This window comes from Ferranicluibacter rubi (assembly GCF_011603255.1).
GTDB lineage: Bacteria > Pseudomonadota > Alphaproteobacteria > Rhizobiales > Rhizobiaceae > Ferranicluibacter > Ferranicluibacter rubi.
This window is the reverse complement of record NZ_JAANCM010000002.1, coordinates 36,485-55,023: the sequence shown is the minus strand read 5'-3', so window position 1 is coordinate 55,023 and position 18,539 is coordinate 36,485. Positions and strand designations below refer to the sequence as shown.

Sequence of the window (18,539 nt, the reverse complement as noted above, 5' to 3'; positions counted from 1 at the left end):
CCTCCGCCGGCTTTTCAAGCTGCTACTGCTTGAGGTTGATCATCCGCTCGACGGCCAGCCGCGCGCGGTCGGCAATCTCGGGGTCGATCAGCACCTCGTCCGTCATGGTCAGCAGGCTGTCGAGGATCTTCGGCAACGTGATGCGCTTCATGTGCGGACAGAGGTTGCACGGCTTGATGAACTCGACGCCCTCGACCTCCGCCTGGATGTTGGAGGCCATGGAGCATTCGGTGACCAGCAGCACTTTGGGCGGGCGCTTGTCCTTGACGTAGTTGATCATGCCAGCGGTCGAACCCGCGAAATCGCAGACCGCGATCACATCCGGATGGCATTCGGGATGGCCGATGATCTCGATGCCGGGATGGGCGGCCTTGTAGGCGAGCAGTTCACCGGCCGTGAAGCGCTCGTGCACCTCGCAGTGGCCCTTCCAGGTGAGGATCTTCTTATTGGTCTGCTTGGCGACGTTCATCGCCAGATATTCGTCGGGAATGCAGAGCACCGTGTCGCTCTCCAGGCTCTCGACGATGGCGAGCACGTTGGACGAGGTGCAGCAGATGTCGGTCTCGGCCTTCACATCGGCGGAAGTGTTGACGTAGGTGACGACCGGCACGCCGGGATAGCGCTGCTTCAGCAGGCGGACATCGGCGCCGGTGATCGATTCCGATAGCGAGCAGCCGGCCCGTGAATCCGGGATGAGCACCGTCTTCTGCGGGTTCAAGAGCTTCGACGTTTCGGCCATGAAGTGCACGCCGCACTGCACGATGATCTCCGCATCCACCCGCGTCGCATCGCGGGCAAGCTGCAGGGAATCCCCGACGATATCGGCCACGCAGTGGAAGATCTCCGGGGTCTGGTAGTTGTGGGCGAGGATGACGGCGTTGCGCTCGCGCTTCAGCCGGTTGATGGCCGCGACGTAAGGTGCGTAGACCGGCCACTCGAAAGCGGGGATGAAATCGCGAACCTTCTGGTAGAGGTGTTCGGTCTCGCGCGCGATCTCGGGCGTGAAGGTGAGGTCCGGCATGGGCAAGACGCCGAAGCGCTCGGCGGCGGTCTGCGGACGCGCCAGCGTTGCGTCATCCGTCGACAGGCCTTCCATCGCTAGAAATGCATCGGTCATGCCATCCTCGCTTTCCGCCGCTCCACCACGACAGCAAATATGCTCATTACGAGCATAAAGGGATTAAAACAAAACCGGCTTTGCCGGTCTTGCTGAATTAGAAAGTTTTGTGACAGATATCAAGCCGTCCGCGATCCCTTTTTATCATATCGAGCATAAGCCCTGGCTGCGACGGCGACGGCCCGGTCTCACCGACCATGTGCATTGCAACATAGACCCTCGGGTTCTATGACAGTTCGATGACACTCCGCTCCCTGTTCCGCGCTGCCGCCTGGGCCGCCCTCCTCGTGCTCGCTCTTGTGACGATCTCGCCCCTCGGCTGGCGGCCGCATACGGTGACGATGGTCGGTCTCGACCGGGCTGCGGCCTTTGCGCTGGCAGGCGCGATCTTCGCCATCGCCTATCCGCGACGGTGGATTTCGCTCGCGCTGTTTCTCATCGCCGCCGCCTTCTTCATCGAGATGCTGCAATGGATCTCGCCGACCCGGCACGCGCGGTTTTCCGATGCGCTGGTGAAGTCGCTCGGCAGCGTCATCGGCCTTGCCCTCGGCAAGCTGGCACTGGTCGCCCGCAGGCGGTGGTTCGCCTACAGGCAAAGTCCGGACATCCGGTCAGGCGCGATGCTTCATCGGCCAGCGCTCGGTGCGGGTCGAGACGATGCGGACGGGATCGCCGAGCGCGATGCGCCCGGTGCCGCGCGGTACCGCATTCCAGCCGAATAGGACACCGGGAACCCTGCGGTCGGCCGACATGCGCTCCACCCGCAGCGCCTCGATCGGGTTTCCACCGATGCGTTCGCCGGTCATCTGGTCCTGCGTAGTCATGATGCAGCGGGCACAGGGTTTGACGAGGTCGAACCGGATGCCGCCGATCTCGACCGCTTCCCACAGATCCTCCTCCCAGGCCGTGTCGTGATCGAGGAGAATATTGGTGCGGAAACGGTCCATGCCGACGATGGGCTGGCCCTTCGACGCGAGCGTCCGGTTGAGCGCGTCTAGCGAACCGATGGTCGTGATGAGGATCGGGAAGCCATCCGCAAACCCGACGGGTGCCGGCTCGCCTGCCCACTCCGCGCCAACCGTGCGTTCGGCCTTGTCATCCATGTGCACCAACCGGACCGGGCGGCCGAGCCAGCCGGACAGGGTTTCGTTTGCGGCGTCGTCCGCGCAGGCGGCATCGACGCTGCTCGACCAGACACGCACCGTCATGCGCCGGTCGCCCGTAAACCGAACGGACAGATGGGCGCCGCCCATTTCCAGATCGAGCCCGCCGTCTCGCGGCACGGCAGAGATCTGCGCCAGAGGTTGACACTCGCGCTGGGTGATGAACGTACCTTCGGGATCCACAAGCATGAAGCGGCGGTCGCCGGCAAAGCCATCCAGCCGAACCTCGGCGTGATCGACGGGGATCGCCCGGCCGCTCTTCAGCGGGTGGATATTGAGTGCGACGACCTTGGGGTTCACGGGCATTCGGGTAGTCCTTCAGCGGCAACGGGAAAGCTCCGTTGTAGCCGCCAACGGGTCACGCCGTCGATGCGATTCTTCCGCGCGGTTCGCTCTGCGCGACGACGGCGCTCCGCGCCCGATGCCGCTTCCAACGCTCCACCAGCCTGCGGCGTACCGGGTCCTCGATGAGGTGGTACGAGTAAGTCGCGAAGACGACGGCGAGACAGACCGAGAGGACGACCGCAGCGGGACCGGGGAGAAAGAGGCCGAGCGTCTTCATCGACAGGAACATGACCGGCACATGAAAGAGGTACAGCGAAAAGCTGATCTTGCCAAGGAACCGCAAGGGCGGACTTGCGAGAAGCGCCCGCGACAGGGACTGCTCCTGCGCCGTCAGGAAGACGATCACCCCCGCCGTCACCGCCATGACAAGCCCCCAGCCATCCTGCTGGTCGCGCCACAACAGGATCTTCGACAGGAAGACGAAACCCAAAAGCCCCAGCGTCGCGACGCCGACCACCCAACCTTTGGGGCGGAGACGTCCGGACGCGTAGAGAAGACCGGCGGCGACGCCTGCCATGAAGAAATGGATCTTCGACGGCAGCATAATGCCCGGGCCGGGGAAGTCGAAAACGGCATCGACAGCCACGCAGGCTGCCAGGAACAGCGCTAGAAAACGGTACCTGCGGGGATTGGATAGGCACAGCCAGACCAGCAGGAAGAAGAAATAGAACTGGATTTCCGGCGGCACCGACCAGAAGACGCCGGACGAGCCGAGAAGGATGACATGCCTGACGATCTCGACCGGACCGTGGATCGGGTGAATGTAATCGAGGCCCGGCACCAGCGACAGAATCACGACGAACAGCACGGCCACGAGATAGACGGGGTAGATGCGGGCGAAGCGGTGCACCAGATAATCGGTTGCCGCCACCCGGTCGAGCGGCCGCGCTGCGTAGAGGCTGGCCATGAGGAAACCGCTGAGCGCGAAGAAGATCTCGACCGCCTCGGCACCGATGTTCAGCGAGAACCAGCCCGGCAGGTGCGGATAAAGAAGGGCGACATGCGACATCACCACGAGGAAGGCGGCGATCCCCCTCAGGCCATCGAGGCTGGCAATGTGTCTGGTGGCGCGCATGGACATCCCGCTGGCGGCCGTTTCCGGTCACGTCTCGAAGGTGAAAGACGCGAGCAGAACACCATTGCAACCGGGCAGAGTCAAATTTCCATGGTGAATTTTCGGTTACGAGGTTAATGCCGGGACCACTCGCCGACGCGGCCGAGCGGATCGGCCGCTCTTCTTATTCAGGCGACCTCCTGCATCAGCATGTCAACGACGGTGCGCAGCCGATCCTGCCGTTCGCCCGCCATACGTCGTCCGCTCTCCGTCTGGAAGTTTGCGGCGAGCTTGAAGAGCTTCACTTCGAAGTGGTCGAGCGCGAAGGCCTTGTCATCCAGCGGCCGGCGCTGCGCCAGGGGGTCGAGCGGATCGTAGAGACCGCTGCCGAGGCGGCCGGCGATATAGAAGCAGCGTGCGGCGCCGATCATGCCGATCGCGTCGAGCCTGTCGGCATCCTGCAGGATCTTGGCCTCGATCGTCTCCGGCGGAATGCCGGCCGAGAAGCTGTGGGTGAGGATGGCGTGGGCGACGGCATCGATATCCGCCGCGTTCCAGCCGAGACGTGCGAGAAGTCCCCGAGCCTTGTCCGCCGCAAGCCGGGAAGCGCTCGCCCGGTTCGGCGCGTTCTTTTCGACCGCTACCCCGTCATGCAGCAGCACGGCGGCGCAGAGGCGGCGCAGGTCGCCGCCCTCCTCCGCCTGAAGGCGGCAAACATTGCGCCAGACCCGGACGAGGTGGGCCGCATCGTGCGACCCGTCGTCTCCCGTCGTGCCCTCGGCAAGGAGCGCTTCCGCGAGATCCGCGAACGGAGCGAAGGCGGCCGCCAAGGCCGATGCCGCCTGCGTCACGCGCCTGATCCGGGCAGGACATCGGCGGCGGGTTTCGGCCGCGCGGTCAGAACCTTCTGGTAGAACAGGCCGATGCCGATCAACACGATGCCGAGGCCCATGAAGGACAGCGCGCGCAGCAGGCCTTCCAGATTGGCCATGTCGAACAGAAAGACCTTGAGCACCGTGACGAAGACGAGCACGCCGGAGACGATGCGCATGCTGCGGCTATGGAAGCGAAGGCTGGCGACGAGCAGGAGCACCCCGAGAGCGAGCCAGACGACCGAATAGGTGTAAGTCTCGCCGGCGAGGAAGCCCTTCCAGTCGGCAATGCTCGGACCTTGCCAGGCGCGGCGCACCGACAAGGTAGCCCAGGTGAAGACCAGCACGGCCGCAGCCGTTGCAAGCGCCGCGACGAAAGCGGGCGGACGCCGGCCGATGGCCATGCGTGCCAGCGCGGCGTAGGCGAGGCCCGGCAGCAGGTAGCCGATCAGCAGCAGGTCGAACAGCGGATAGGGCCCGAGAAGTTCGCCGGTGAAATAGGGATTGAGGCCGACGAGGTGGGCGGAAAGCATCATCAGCAGAGAGATCGCGCCGAGACCGATGCTGCCATAGCGGAAGAACGAGCCGGGGCGGCTGAGATCGAGGCGCATGAGGATGGCAGAGGCGCCGATGACCAGCAGCGTATAGATCGACTGTTCCGACAGTGACGGCGCGCCGCCCTGCAGCTGCCCACCGTTCATGGCGTGCCGCACCAGAATGGCAAGCGTCAGCAGGCCGAACAGGCTGGCGATGGCCTGCAGCGTGTTCCGCAGACGGTCTGACGGCCAGTCCCGCAGCGTATAGGCCGACCAGAGGGCGAAGAGCGCGGGAATGCCATAGCCCGGCAGCAGCGCGTTCAGCACCGGTGTCCGGCCGAGCGCGAGCGGCCCGACGATGGTCGGTTCCCAGCCGATGCGCGCGAGGACGAACACGAAGCCGAGCGCTCCGACCCAGGGCAGCGCCGCCCAGTTCCGCACCCGCGTGGCTGCGATAAAGGCGACCGCGAAGACGGCCATGGCGAGCACCGTCCACAGTCCATCCGACAGCGCATGTGCGGCAACGACCAGCTGACCGAGCGCGCCAGCCAGCAGCAGGCCCTGGGCGACACTCGGGAAGGACGCATCCCGGCGGGCGAAGATCTCCGCAAGCGTAACGAAGGCGATGGCGGCAGCCGTCGCGGCGAGGCCGTGCAGAGGATCGAACGAATAGGTGCCGAGGATAAGGAAGGAGAGCCCAATGCAGGCGACCGAGGTAACGGCGGCAAGGCCCGACCAGAGGATGGCGAACCGGTGCCTGTCGCGATGACGATGCAGGGCGAAGGCGCAGAGCACGATGAAGATGGCCGCGAGGCTCAAGGCCGCGACCGGCGATGTCGCGAACGACCTTTCGGCCACGACGCCGATGCTGGAGAGCTCCAGCAGCAGCGGAAGTGTCGCCAGCGTCGAGACGCCGAGGATGGCCATGAGACCGGCCGTCAGGGCTGCGGTGACAGCGCGTGCGCGCAATGCGCCAAGGAAGCAGAGAGCCGCGGTGACCGCCAGGAATTCGAAGGTCGGATTGCCGTCGGTCTCCGTCAGCGGGCCGATGAGCGAAAGCCCCGTCATCAGCACGGCAAAGGCGCCGGTGAGGATGATGGGGGCATGACGCGGCAGCAGCAGGCGGCGCCAGTGCGCAGCGCGGCGCTGTGCCGGTACCGGTGTTGCCGAGGCGTCCCCTGCCCCCGTCGTCGTGTCTTCGGCAACCGGAAGCGTCTCCGCTGCATCCTCGATTGCCTCCGGTTCCGCGTCGTCGGCACCGGCCGGCCAGACATAGGCGTGGCCGGCGATCAGGACGAGCAGCGAGAGGGAGACCGGCAGGGTGACGGCCGGGTCTTCCGCAATCAGGTAGACGGTGCCCCAGAGGGCAAGGCCGATATTGGCGAAGGCCGGCACGATCCGCCAGCGGCCGATCCGCGCCGTCGCCATCGCGGCCAGCCAGACGAGCGACAGGAAGGCGAACAGGCTCCATGGCGAGGGATCTTCGGCATCGATCAGAAGCGGCGTGACGAGCGACGCGGCAAGGCCGAGGCCGGCCAGCGCCTGTCCGTGACGCAGAGACAGGCCGAGAACGAGGAACGACACCAGCCCCATGAGGACGAAAGCCGTGGTCGGGCCAATGAAATCGTAGACCGCATGGGCCGCGAAGATCGCACCGAGCAGCGTCACCGCACCGGCCGCGGTCAGGATGCCGGGAATCATGGCATTGGCGAAGCGCTGTCCGCCATCTGCGGGACCGCGCCGGCGGATCATCTCGCCACCGACCATGAGTGCCGCGCCGAACAGCGCCGCCAGCACCAGCCGTACGGCGGGGCTGAGCAGCCCCGCATCGATCGACACCTTGACCAGAAAGATACCGCCAAGCGCCAGCGCGATGCCGCCGACCCAGACGGCCCAACGGGCACCGAGCCAGCTTTCGAGGGATTCGCGCGGCTTTTGCGGCTCTGTTTCCTCCGGTGGTACGGAGGCAGGCTCAGCCTCGATCGTTTCCGGCTCGATGGTGGCCGCTGATCGCTCACCCTCCTCCACCTCGGGAGCTTGCGTTTCCACCACCGCGACATCCGTCGCCGGACCTGCCACAAGCGTCCCGGGAAGGTGGGCCGCGGAAAGGCGGGCGATCTCCGACTGGAGGAAGGCGATGTCGCGCGTGAACCGCTCGTTTGCCTGCCGGGTGCGGGCAAAGGCCAGAAACGAGAAGATGAAGGCAGCGAGGACAAGAAGGTCGGTCATGGGCACCCGTCATGCAGACCCCTGCGGCCACGGCCGACAGAGGCGATAAGGAAAGACGGCAACTTATCGTCATTGCAGCGGAAACCAAGACAGAAACCGTGTGATTCTCCTCACGGGAGCAGGATGTCGATCGGCTTTTCCCCGGTCGAGGACGCCTCGGGCATGGTTCGGGCAGCGCCGAGCGCCTTCATCGCCGCCTGGACGAAGCCGTTTCGTGCAGCGGAGATTTCGATGCCGCGTGGCTCATAGACGTGGCGATGCAGGAAATAGCCTGTCATGCGCAGCGCGTCTTCAAGGCTTTGCCTGTCGGCAGCCCTGCCCTCAAGCGCGAGGAAAGGCGGCAGCGCGAACATGCGATCAGCATAGGGCAGACCCGCCGTCCGGCTGACGGCGCGGCCGGATTTCGGAGAGATGAAAGCCAGATCCTCCCTTGCGCCCGTGGCGGCGCAGCGCGCGAGATCGAGGCCGAAGCCAAGATCCTCAAGCACCGCGATCTCGAACCGCACGAAGAGTTCGCCGGCATCCTTCGGGTCGTGCAGATGGTCGAGGATAACGGACAGCGACGTATAGAGATGCGGATGCGGATCGCGCTCGGGCAGCAGCCGCAGGAGCGCCGCCATGGCCTGGACGCCGTAGACCGCCGTCGCCGTCTCCATCAGGCGTGCGGCGCGCAGTTCCACCGGCTCCATGCGGAATTCGCCGAGATGCTCGTCCAGCCGCGCCCGCCATGTGACCTCGACCGCATTGCCCGGCTGCAGCACGGGCTGGAGCGCCCGCGACCGGCCGCCACGCACGAGGCCGAGATGGCGCCCCCGCGCGCGCGTCATCACTTCGGCAACGACGGAGGTTTCCCCATGTCGCCGAATGCCGAGAATGATCGCCTCATCGGTCCATTGCATGGGAAAACGGTCCAGAAAGCAGGAGGGGTGGCTCGTGTAAGCTGACGCGGCAGACGCAAGGCCACGCGTCGTTGACACGAGTGGTGATGTAAGACGCGACCGGCGCTTTGGGAAGAGGTTCCGCCATATCGAGTCCACCGAGGGCGCTCCGGCGGGCGAGGTTAACGATGTCTGAAGATATGACCGAAACGTCTAATGTAAACTCTTCAAAATAAGGATAGCCTGATGGGAATTCGATCCTGCTTTCCCGGAGTTTCCATGCATCCGACCATCAAACGCGTCGCCAAGCCGATCTTTCGCGCCGTCCGGCCGATCATCCCTGCGCCTCTCCTTCTGTGGTTCAAGGGATATTCGGAAATGCGTTTCTGGAAGGGCCTCTACGGTGAAGAGCGCAAGCTCGACAATGATCACTACGAATATTTTTATACCGAGTTCTTCTCGCTCGATAAGGGCTGGTACAAGGGCAAGACACTGCTCGATGTCGGCTGCGGCCCTGCAGGCAGCCTCGAATGGGCCGACATGGCGGGCACGCGCACGGGTCTCGATCCACTCGTCGATCAGTACCGCACGCTCGGCATCGACAAGCACAAGATGGACTATGTCTGCGCACCGGTCGAAAAAATCCCGTTCGCCAGCGGATCGCGGGATGTCGTCTGCTCCTTCAATTCGCTCGACCATGTCGATCACCTCGACACCGCGATCGACGAGATCTTCCGCGTGCTCAAGGTCGGCGGTTCGTTCCTCATCATCGTCGAGGTGAACCACAAGGCGCGGCCGACGGAGCCGATCGAGATCTGGGAAGGTGCTCTGCGCCAGACGCTGGCGCGGCATGGCACGATCGCCTCCTGGCGCGCCTTCCCCATCCGCTACGACCACGATATCTATCGCAGCCTGCGTGAGGGATCGCCGATCGAGCGGATGCCGGACGGCAAGGAGGGCCTGATCGCCGCCCGGGTGATCAAGGGCGTCTGATCGACGTCCGGGATGGGGTCGGGCTTGGCTGCCATCTATCGCCCGGCCTGGGTATCCTGAAGACCTCGCCAGTGGAGATATCGTCATGTCCAAGATCGGTTCCTACCAGTCCATCCAGTGCCTGCGTGCCGTCGCAGTGCTGATGGTGGCGCTCGTGCACCTCTCTCCGCAGCAGGTGGCGATCGGGGCTGCGGGGGTCGATATCTTCTTCGTCATCTCCGGTTTCATCATGGCAACCATCGGCGCGCGGGAAACGCCTTCGACCTTCGCCATGCGCCGCGTGGCGCGGATCGTGCCGCTCTACTGGGCGGTGACGCTTTTCATGTGCGCGCTGGCGCTGAAGCCCGGCTTCTTCTCCAACTTCACCTTCGACATGCCTCGCCTCGTGATGTCGCTGTTCTTCATTCCGTACCGCGATGTCGACGGCATCATCTGGCCGCTGGTGCAGGTCGGATGGACGCTCAACCTCGAAATCTTCTTCTATGCGGTCTTCATGCTCTGCCTGCTGACGGCACGGCCGGTTCCGGCCGCCATCGGCGCCATTCTTCTGCTCATCGTCGTCGGTCTATTGCTCGACCCGCAGCAGGCCGCGCCGATCATCTGGACCTCCCCGCTGCTGGCGGAGTTTCTCTTCGGCATGCTGATCGCGATCCTGCCGCGACCGCGGAACCGGGCTCTCGCATTTGCAGTCGCCGCCGGGGGCGTATTATGGTTTGCCATCGCCGCCGCATCGCAGGTGACGCCCGATAACGAGGGCTGGCGGTTCGTCGTCTGGGGCGGGGGCGCCGCCCTCCTCGTGCTCGGCTGCCTCGGCCTGGAGGAAGCCGGCGCCTGGCCCCGAGCCGCCCGTCCGCTCGCCCTTCTCGGCGACGCGTCCTATTCCTTCTACCTCCTGCACGGGCTGGTCATCGCGCTCGTCGTCAAACTGCTCGGTCACGGCCTTGCGGCCGGCATCGTCGTCCTCACCGTCTCGACGGTCGCGTCCTTCCTGTCTCTCCATCTCTTCGAGCGCCCCGCCGCCCGCCTCGTCCGCAGCGCGCTGTCCCGCGGTCGCCGCTGACGGCGTCTATCCGGGTTCAGCTTTCCATAACCAAGATCGCCAGCGACTTCACACCCGCGCCGCCAAATCCGCGGATGCGTAAAACTTGAATGATCGGAAACGGCTTATCTTCATTTGGGACAATTAGGTTTTGCTGCATCACCTGCTGGCAATCGACTGCCGCGCAGGCCTTCTTCCTCGGATTTTGGAGATGACAATGGCAAAATCGATCAAGAATGCTGCTGGCAAGACTTTGTATTACAGCAATGACTCCAATGCGTGGTCCTCCGTCACGGATAGCAACACGTTTCTCACCAAGAACGGTACGATGTTCTCCGGTACCGTGAAGGACGACTCGATCTGGGGAAAAGCGGGCCTGAAGGTGACCCTGATGGGCGGCGCCGGCGATGACATCTACTATCTCGGCTCAGCGGACAATCTGGTCTACGAAGCGGCGGGACAGGGGACGGATACGGTCTCCACATGGTTCAGCTACCAGCTGTTCAATCCGAACGTCGAAAACCTGATCGTCAATGGGGACGATACCTTCGCGTTCGGTAGCAGCCTCGACAACATCATCACGGGCGGCAACGGCAAGCAAACCCTTTGGGGCGCGCTGGGCAATGACATTCTGACAGGCGGTGCGGGCGACGATACGTTCATCATCACCGGTGGCAACGGCGGCCATGACACGATCACCGATTTCGGCGCCGGCGACACCATCCGCATTACCCAGTATACGTTCACCAGCTTCGCAGACGTCCTGAAGAACGCCAGGCAGGTCGGCAGCGACACCGTCATCAAGATCACCGACAGCGCGTCGGTGACGCTCTCCAATACCAAGGTGGGCAGCCTGAAGGCCGACCAGTTCGACCTGAACATCTCCAAGGCCGGGATGAAGCTGACCTTCAGCGATGAGTTCAACAAGCTTAGCCTCAACACCGGCAAGGACGGCGGCACCTGGGACACGAAGTTCTGGTATGCCAGCGACAAGGGCTCATCTCTCGGTGACGGCGAACAGCAGTGGTATATCAACCCCTCCTACGCCCCGACCTCGAGCGTCAACCCGTTCTCGATCAAGGACGGCGTGCTGACGATCACGGCTGCGGAAACGCCGCCGGATCTGCTGAAGACCATCGGCTACGACTATACCTCCGGCGTGCTGACCACGCATTCGAGCTTCGCTCAGACATACGGCTACTTCGAGATCCGCGCCGACCTACCGGACGACGTGGGCGCATGGCCTGCCTTCTGGCTGCTGCCGAAGGATGGCACCTGGCCGCCTGAACTCGACGTCTTCGAGGCAATCGGTGGTACGAAAAGCTATTTCGCCAGCGCGCATACCCAGGAAACGGGCAGCCATACGAAGGTGGCAACCCAGGTCCAAACGACAGGCACCGAAGGCTTTCATAATTACGGCCTCCTATGGACGAAGGACACGCTGACCTGGACTTTCGACGGTACCGTCGTCGCCACGGCGAAGACACCGGATGACATGCATTCCGACATGTACCTGCTGGTCAACCAGTCGGTCGGTGGCTGGGCTGGCACACCGTCGGACAAGGACTTCGCGGATGGCTCGCAGTTCAACATCGACTATATCAAGGTCTACTCGCTGCCGGCCGACGGCTCGATCATGTAAAGAGACGCCAAGCGTCGTGACGGCACACACAAAGGCCGCGCATGCGAAATGCGCGGCCTGTGGCGTCTTTATTTCCTGCGGGGCTCCCGGCGTTAACGACGGGTCACGGCCGTATCATCATCACTCTCGCAGGCGATGCCTCCCTCCGTCTTCAGCCGCTCCACCTCGCTGCGCAGCCGGAGAACCTCGCGCTTCAGCGCATCCAGTTCGATTCCGAGCACGTCGATCACGATCATCAACCCCTGTCCCTGCATCATCGTCTCCTTCACGCCAGCGCAACTTCGCCGGAAACCAGAACGCCGGCGGCGTTCTTGGCGGTAATCTTGAACTTCGCATTGGCCTTGTCGTACCAGAAGGTCAGCTCCGCGTTGACCACATCGACCGCGGCGGGTGCCGAGGTCTTTCTTGTCATGACGTAACCGCCATAGTTGACGCGGCTAACGACCTGGTCCGCGAAATTCAGCATCTGGATGAAATCGCCGGTACCGGATGAGGTCTCCTGGCTGAACTGCGCCACAGGCAGCGTCGCAGCATAGCCTGCAAGCTGCATGACCGGCTGATCGGTTTTGCCGGCATTGGAGAAGAAGCTGGAATAGGCCGCCGTGATACGACCGCTCGACTGGACGCGGAAGAGTTGTGCATCGGCGCTGTTGAGGATGTTGAGCACATCCGCCGTCTGACCCGCAGCGCCCTTTGCTGTCAACGCCACGATACTGGTCGCGTTGTTCGTGACCTTCACCGGCGTGCGCCAGTCGAAGAGCCCGTACAGGATCGCGCCGCGCAAGGTCGTGCCGTCGGCATCGAAGAGGCTCAGCACCGGCTGGCTCGCCGGCACGGCGCGGCCGCCGACGCGGAAGCGGATACCGGTGCCGGATGCGGTGGCGGCCTGCGAGAGCGTGACCGTCTGGCCGTCCACGACGGCGCTGATGGTGGTGCTGGCGGGAATGCTGCCGATGGGGCTCGATGCCCCGACAGATGTCAGCTGCGCGATCGTTTGCCCGACATCGCCCGCTGTGAACGTGGCACTAGCCGAGGTGAAGGTGGTGGAACCGGCGTTCGTCACACCGTCCTTGAAGCCGGCACCGATCTTCGGTTGCAGCTTGATGCCGCCGGCACCGGCATAGAGGTCCATCTGCAGAGCGGGATTGGCTGTATATCCGGTGATGTAGGCGCCGAGGCCGGCACCGGGATTGTTGACGATGTTCAGGCCCCAGCTCGCATTCTTGTGGCTGATGAGCAGGCCGCCACCCAAGCCCTCATCCGTGCCGATGCCGATCGCCCCTGCCAGACCGCCGGATTTGGGACCGGCGCGCAGATGGAAAATGTAACCTGTGGTGTCGTCGTACTTGGTGTCCATGATGCCGCCGCGGCCATTGCCGAGGGGCTTGAGCGTGAAAGGCGCATCGCCGAAGACGCTAAGGCGGAGCGCAACCTCCACCTCCGTCTTCTCGGTCGAGGAGGCCGTGCCGAGATAGGTTGCGAAGTAGGTCATCAGGCCTCCGTGCCGGTAAGGCCGATTTGGGCCGTCGTGGTAAGGACGATGCCTGCGGCGGATGCCCAGGCGGCTCGGCCCGTCAGCGTGTCGCCGGCTGAATCCGTAAGGACGGATCCGTTCTTCGCCGTCAGGGCCATCATCCCTGCGAAAGCGGATGCACCGCCCCGGTCGAGGCTTAGGCCAAGGGAAATCTGATGCATGATCTGTCTCCTTTATGTGTCCAGATGCGCCGCCCTGACGGGATGGCGATCGGACGGTGTGAAGAAGTGTCAAGAGTATCTGCCGGGGAAGCGGGTTCGCTTCTCCGTCGTAAAAATCTGCAATGACGTGAGGTGGACCTGTACGCCGAAACTGGATTTGGCGGCCTGACTCTAGCCCGGTCGCGCCGAGAGGCGGGCGATCCGCCGCTTCCCGGCATCGGGCGGCAGCATGTACGACCCGCGAATGCCGAAGACCTCCTGCGTGCTCGCATCCTCGTAGGTCAGCGCAATGCTGTGGAGGCTTGGGGGAAGCGTGATGACGACCTCATCCGCCTCCCGCACGGCCGCCTGTCCGGCTGTAGGTATGATGGAAGACGGCGCAGACCCTTTTTCAAGCTGCGGCAAGCCGATCCGGAAGGCGAAGCGGTTCGCTTGGCCGACTAAGCAGGGAATGAAGAGATACGGGCGCAGATTTGTCGTGCCCGGTGCGGACACGACGGCCGTGCAGGACTGTCGCAAGAGACTGCGTCCCGCCGCAACCTCGGTCGAATGACGCGCAAGCGGTTCGCCGGACGACGCCAGCTCGGTCAGTCCCAGCATCGGCCGCGGTGCATTTCCGCCGCCGATTCGCGCAAGGAAACAGGAGAGTGTCCAGCCATCGTCCGCGGCATCCTGCGTCACCGCGATCTCGCTTTCCTCCTCGAAAAACAGCATCACGGCATCCGTCTCGGGCACGCCGTCCCATGCAAGGTCGAGGAAGGAAATGCCGGCTTCCGTGCCGGTGCGCAAGACGGACAGCGTCAGCCCATCGCCGCCAAGGGTGCTCCAATGCCGGGGCAGACCTCCGCTGGCCTCCGAGATATCGGTTATGCCGCTATTGCGGATCAGGTTACGTGCAGCAGGCTCGACCAGCAGCCCACCACCGTCGGCACGCCTCGGGTGATGGGCGGCAACGGCCTGCCAGCCGGTACTGCCCTCTGCAAAGCCCGGCGTTTTCCGTTGGCAGGAAAGAAGGCTCGCGAGTGCTACGCGCGCGCCGTCGATGCGCGCGATATCGTTGACGAAATCGATCTCGATGCCGCGCCGGCCGGACGATACCATCGCATCTGCCGCCATGCGCTGGAAAGCCGGCGATGCGGCCGCGGCCATCGCAACGTGCCCTGCCGCCTGCGGGTGGATGCCATCTGCCGAAAGCGTTGCGCGAACCGGCGTGCCGGCGTCATGGGCAGCGCCGGGTCCGCCGTTCAGGACCGCGGTGACGGGATGTGTTGCCGAGACCGTCGTCACATGCGGCCAGTTGAGCTCCGCGCCCTCGCTTGCACCGTCAGGCGCGACCGGCAGGAAAACGAGATGATCGCCCGGCAGAGGCGCATCGCGCAGCACGAGCGCACCTCCCCAGGCCGGAACCGGGGCAGAAAGCACGGTTTCGAAAAGGGGCACATGCCATCTGTGGTTCGTCTGCACGGCTCCGACGATATCGATGATGTCATCCGGGCCTTCGTGCCCTGCATCTTCGCCGGGGGCACGCGCCCCGGCAGCGGTCCCGATGGCGTCGTTGACCGCCGAGACGACGCTGGCTGCACCGAAGCCAAGCTGGCTTTCCTGGCCTTCGATGGTCGTGTTGGCGTCCGGAGAGATCGTTTCAGAGAGGATGGTCGCCTGTGCGATGTGGCGAACGCCCGCTTGACGCAGGACACTCCAGATCGTCTTCAGGTCGCTCAACAGCTGATCGGCCGTGCGACCGTCACGAATGTCGTTGGTACCAAGCGCCACGATGGCGGCCGTGGCGCCCGCCCGCCGGACGAGGGCCAGCGATTTTCGAGACCTGCCGCTTACGAACTGCGCCTTGTCGCCGGTGCGCGTCACCGAGAGATAGGGCAGCCCGGCAGCGAAAGCGGCCCGCCGCCCCCAGCCGCCGCCCGTCTCGCCATCGCCGGCCATGTCCACCGCCCCATCGAGGATGCTGTCCCCGATGCCGGCGACGGAGGTGACGGCCTGCGCCGGTGTTCCGGCCAACATGACCGGGCACGGCGCCGGTACCCAGAGATCGGCGCCTTCCGGAATCTGCCAGCCGGTTCCATCGATATCGTCGCCGCCCTGCCGTGGATCGAACAGCAGCTGGCTTTCGCCGGGGAGATACGTAGCATTGCCCTGCACGGCGATGAGACCTTCGGTCTCGAGATCGACCAGCATGCGGATATGCACAACCGTTCCGGGCACAAACATTTTAAGACCGAACGCGTCGGCCGGCACCGCTTCCGGCAGCACCTCGACAGCGCCCGGCTCGACCAGCCTGGACCGTTGCCCGTCGAAGAAGAACGGCACCGTTCGCCCTGCCGCGGATGCCGAGACCTTGACGAGCGTATAGGCCGCTTCGCCGTCGATCTCGCGCTCCGCTGCGTTGACGATACTGAAATTGGAAAAGACGGGTGCGATCGACAGGGCGCCGCCAGCGCCTACGATGAACCGGGTCGCGATCTTCATGCGGGTCTTCGCGCCTTTGGCGCCGCCCATAGCGTTCGGCACCTGTCCCCGGTTGGCGATGTTCGAAAGGGGGATGGCGGGCGAACCCCACCCCGCACGGGGTCCGACCGCGCTGGCTGTTGCCACAAGGCCGGCAGCTGCGAGAAACTGTCGTCTGCCGATGGTCCGCATGCTGCCGTTTCCTTTTCAAGCGTCAACGTCGCGTTGATCATCCCTGCGGCTGGCTCTCGTCCGTCACCTTCGACGGCCGGTGCGCGGGCCCGGTCTTCGGACACTATCGATGCGTTCGGTCGGACGGGGAGAGGATAAGGCCAGCACCTACGCCAGAACCTTTGTTTTCGCTTGAAAAATTTGCACCTATTTTCGAGAAGGGTCCCCGTCCGGAGAGGATTTTCCCCGGACGAAACTCATCTTGCTTGCCACGCCTGGGCACCCGGAATCGCGCCTGTACCGATAATGCTCTCGGCAAGGAACTTCGATCCTTCCGCCGTCAGATGCCCGTAGTCCCACTGAAGGGGAACGCCATCGACGGTCGTCGTGCAGGCTGCACCTGAATCGGGGCAGAGCAGCCGATAGGGCGAGACGTAGATGGCCCCCGCGGCCTCGACCAGCGCCTGCAGGTCGCGGTCCCTCCGCGCCACGGCGGTCACCCGGCTTTCGGTCAGCAGATTATCGCTACGCCCAGCCGCAACCTGCGCAAGAACGCGGGACAGCGGCCGCTGGTACTCGACGATCGGACCGGAGACGACGACAATCCTCGCCTTGTCCTTCACTTGCCGGATCGTCTCGGCGATCAACGGGAGGTCGTAGTCGGCCCAACGGGCAGAGAGGATTACGACGTCGGGCTTGGTCTCCGGAAGAAACTGCTCGAACATGCGCCGCATGAGGCTGAGGCATTCCCGCTCGCCCGGCGTGCCGACAAGCGGCTTGCATCCGCTCGATGTCGCCTGCATAACATGGGCCTGCGGAAGCGAAGTATTGAAACCGCTCCAGAGATGGGCTGCATGGCTGTCCCCCATAACAAGGACGTTCGGCTTCACCGACGAAGGAGAGAGGCAGGTGTCGGACGCGTAATCCGCCGCCGTTTGCTTGTAGCTGATGAGGAAGCAGGTTTCACGCCGGTAGGTCACCCGATCATCATAGGTGATATAACTGGCAAGGCGATCGCTTTCCGTCTGCGGCGCGGCGGTTGTAAAAAGCCAGATCCCGAGACCGAGAACGCAGACCACGCACCACGCCGCTCCGGCCTGCATCCACAATGACCGTGCCGTCCGCCCGAGCCGGCGCTGACGAAAGGGCTGTTCAACGAAGCGCCACGATAGGTAGGCGGCGACGAAGCTGGCGAGAACGAGACCGGCAGCTTCCATCATTGTCGGCGCCCTCGCGGTCGTCAGCGCGACGGTGACAAAGATCGGCCAATGCCAGAGGTAGAGCGAGTACGAGATTTTCCCGATGCCGACAAAAGGCGGCAAGGAGAGGAACCGATTGACATAGGAGCCGCCTGCGCCACCCATCGCGATCAGGGCAACGGCACCGGCAACTGGCGCGATCGCGACGAAACCTGGAAATGCCATCGGGTACGACATGCCGCCATGAAACCGGTACGCGCTGCCGGCGATCAGCAGAATCGCAAGAGTCGCAAGGACATCGCGCAGGCGCGCCGGCAGCCGCGGCAGCGGCGTGAAGACAAGAAGGGCTCCTGCTATCAGTTCCCAGGCGCGCACGAGGGGAATGTAATAGGCGAGATCTCGATTGGCGATCGTCAGCCAGACTCCAAATAGGAAGCTTGCCAATGCGATCGCGGCGACAACGAGCCCAGCATGGTGGCGCTTGAAGCCTGCCACCGCGAAAAGGATAAGCGGAAAAACGAGGTAGAACTGCTCCTCCACGCCGAGCGACCAAGTGTGAACCAGAGGCTGACTATAGACATCGGCGGCAAAATAGCCGGTTTTTCCGAGCGTCTCTACCGCGAGATAGAGGTTGGATACCGAGGTCAGGGCAGAGAGCCCCGTCCAGACTGCTGTCGTGCGCTCGCTTGGAAACAGCAATAGCGGTGCGCAGAGAAGGGTCAGCGCAACGGTCACGACCAGTGCCGGGAAAATACGGCGGGTGCGGCGCTCGTAGAAGGTCAGCAGCGAGAATGTCCCCTGCTGCAGTTCCTGCCAGACGACCTTGGTGATCAAGTAGCCCGATATCACAAAGAAGACGTCGACCCCGACGAAGCCGCCTCTCAGCGGACTGATTCCGGTGTGAAACAGAAGAACGATCAGAACGGCGACGGCGCGAAGTCCGTCGATGTCCGCGCGGTAGGCTACTGGCTCGTGGGGTATTTTGCCATGTTCCTGGCGTCGTAAAGTTCCCGTCGAAACGGTGTGTTCCAAGAGCATAGGCAGTCTCCAGAGCAAAGGAAGTCGCAGCAGCGTTTGTTTGCCGCTTGCCTCCCTCAGTGTATCGTGTCACTCAATTAGTTACAGATGAAATTTGCTTTGTCG

At 63.8% G+C, this 18,539-nt stretch carries 15 protein-coding genes; 4 read left to right on the top strand and 11 right to left on the bottom strand.

All coding sequences use genetic code 11. The features are described from left to right. Positions 1–22: 22 nt before the first annotated feature. On the bottom strand, positions 23–1,096 hold the full coding sequence (gene nadA / locus G8E10_RS04075) for a quinolinate synthase NadA (RefSeq protein WP_167127986.1): 1,074 nt from the start codon (positions 1,094–1,096) through the stop codon (positions 23–25). A 260-nt stretch (positions 1,097–1,356) separates the two neighbouring features. Here nadA and G8E10_RS04070 point away from each other — a divergent pair, with 260 nt between their 5' ends. Continuing rightward, on the top strand, positions 1,357–1,839 hold the full coding sequence (locus G8E10_RS04070; protein ID WP_167127229.1) for a VanZ family protein: 483 nt from the start codon (positions 1,357–1,359) through the stop codon (positions 1,837–1,839). Here G8E10_RS04070 and G8E10_RS04065 read toward each other — a convergent pair. From G8E10_RS04065 to recO, 5 genes are all read right to left on the bottom strand, one after another. Beyond that, the gene (locus G8E10_RS04065) at positions 1,729–2,586 is read right to left on the bottom strand and encodes an MOSC domain-containing protein (RefSeq protein ID WP_132663557.1); all 858 of its coding nucleotides are present in this window, start codon (positions 2,584–2,586) and stop codon (positions 1,729–1,731) included. The genes G8E10_RS04070 and G8E10_RS04065 overlap by 111 nt on opposite strands. Before the next feature lie 52 nt (positions 2,587–2,638). Continuing rightward, a complete protein-coding gene (locus tag G8E10_RS04060; protein WP_165929752.1) occupies positions 2,639–3,700 on the bottom strand; it encodes an acyltransferase family protein in 1,062 nt (353 codons plus the stop codon). A gap of 167 nt (positions 3,701–3,867) precedes the next feature. Further along, positions 3,868–4,530, bottom strand: a complete 663-nt coding sequence (locus G8E10_RS04055; protein ID WP_132663559.1) for an HD domain-containing protein — start codon at positions 4,528–4,530, stop codon at positions 3,868–3,870. After that, on the bottom strand, positions 4,527–7,316 hold the full coding sequence (locus G8E10_RS04050) for a DUF2339 domain-containing protein (RefSeq protein WP_167127226.1): 2,790 nt from the start codon (positions 7,314–7,316) through the stop codon (positions 4,527–4,529). The genes G8E10_RS04055 and G8E10_RS04050 overlap by 4 nt, the downstream gene beginning before the upstream one ends. Before the next feature lie 110 nt (positions 7,317–7,426). Continuing rightward, positions 7,427–8,215, bottom strand: a complete 789-nt coding sequence (recO, locus tag G8E10_RS04045; protein ID WP_167127222.1) for a DNA repair protein RecO — start codon at positions 8,213–8,215, stop codon at positions 7,427–7,429. Positions 8,216–8,473: 258 nt separating this feature from the next. On the opposite strand from recO, the gene G8E10_RS04040 reads away from it, so the two are divergent. The 3 genes from G8E10_RS04040 to G8E10_RS04030 all read left to right on the top strand — a co-directional run bounded on the left by G8E10_RS04040 (position 8,474) and on the right by G8E10_RS04030 (position 11,868). Then, positions 8,474–9,187 carry a class I SAM-dependent methyltransferase gene (locus tag G8E10_RS04040; protein WP_167127219.1) on the top strand — a complete coding sequence of 238 codons (714 nt, stop codon included), beginning with the start codon at positions 8,474–8,476 and terminating at the stop codon, positions 9,185–9,187. 85 nt (positions 9,188–9,272) lie between these two features. After that, positions 9,273–10,247 (top strand): acyltransferase family protein, encoded by a 975-nt coding sequence (locus G8E10_RS04035; protein ID WP_167127216.1) that lies wholly within the window; start codon positions 9,273–9,275, stop codon positions 10,245–10,247. A 196-nt stretch (positions 10,248–10,443) separates the two neighbouring features. After that, the gene (locus G8E10_RS04030) at positions 10,444–11,868 is read left to right on the top strand and encodes a family 16 glycosylhydrolase (protein ID WP_167127213.1); all 1,425 of its coding nucleotides are present in this window, start codon (positions 10,444–10,446) and stop codon (positions 11,866–11,868) included. A gap of 92 nt (positions 11,869–11,960) precedes the next feature. Here G8E10_RS04030 and G8E10_RS04025 read toward each other — a convergent pair whose 3' ends face one another. The 5 genes from G8E10_RS04025 to G8E10_RS04005 all read right to left on the bottom strand — a co-directional run bounded on the left by G8E10_RS04025 (position 11,961) and on the right by G8E10_RS04005 (position 18,434). Beyond that, entirely contained in the window at positions 11,961–12,125 is a 165-nt protein-coding gene (locus G8E10_RS04025) for a hypothetical protein (protein WP_165910680.1), read from the bottom strand. Positions 12,126–12,133: 8 nt separating this feature from the next. Then, complete coding sequence (locus G8E10_RS04020; RefSeq protein WP_167127210.1) at positions 12,134–13,360, bottom strand: hypothetical protein; 1,227 nt, start codon at positions 13,358–13,360, stop codon at positions 12,134–12,136. After that, entirely contained in the window at positions 13,360–13,563 is a 204-nt protein-coding gene (locus G8E10_RS04015) for a hypothetical protein (RefSeq protein ID WP_167127207.1), read from the bottom strand. Before G8E10_RS04015 ends, G8E10_RS04020 begins: the two co-directional genes overlap by 1 nt. 171 nt (positions 13,564–13,734) lie before the next feature. Next, positions 13,735–16,218 (bottom strand): SGNH/GDSL hydrolase family protein, encoded by a 2,484-nt coding sequence (locus G8E10_RS04010; protein ID WP_167127204.1) that lies wholly within the window; start codon positions 16,216–16,218, stop codon positions 13,735–13,737. 236 nt (positions 16,219–16,454) lie between these two features. Further along, positions 16,455–18,434 carry an acyltransferase family protein gene (locus tag G8E10_RS04005; protein ID WP_167127201.1) on the bottom strand — a complete coding sequence of 660 codons (1,980 nt, stop codon included), beginning with the start codon at positions 18,432–18,434 and terminating at the stop codon, positions 16,455–16,457. Positions 18,435–18,539 lie beyond the last annotated feature (105 nt).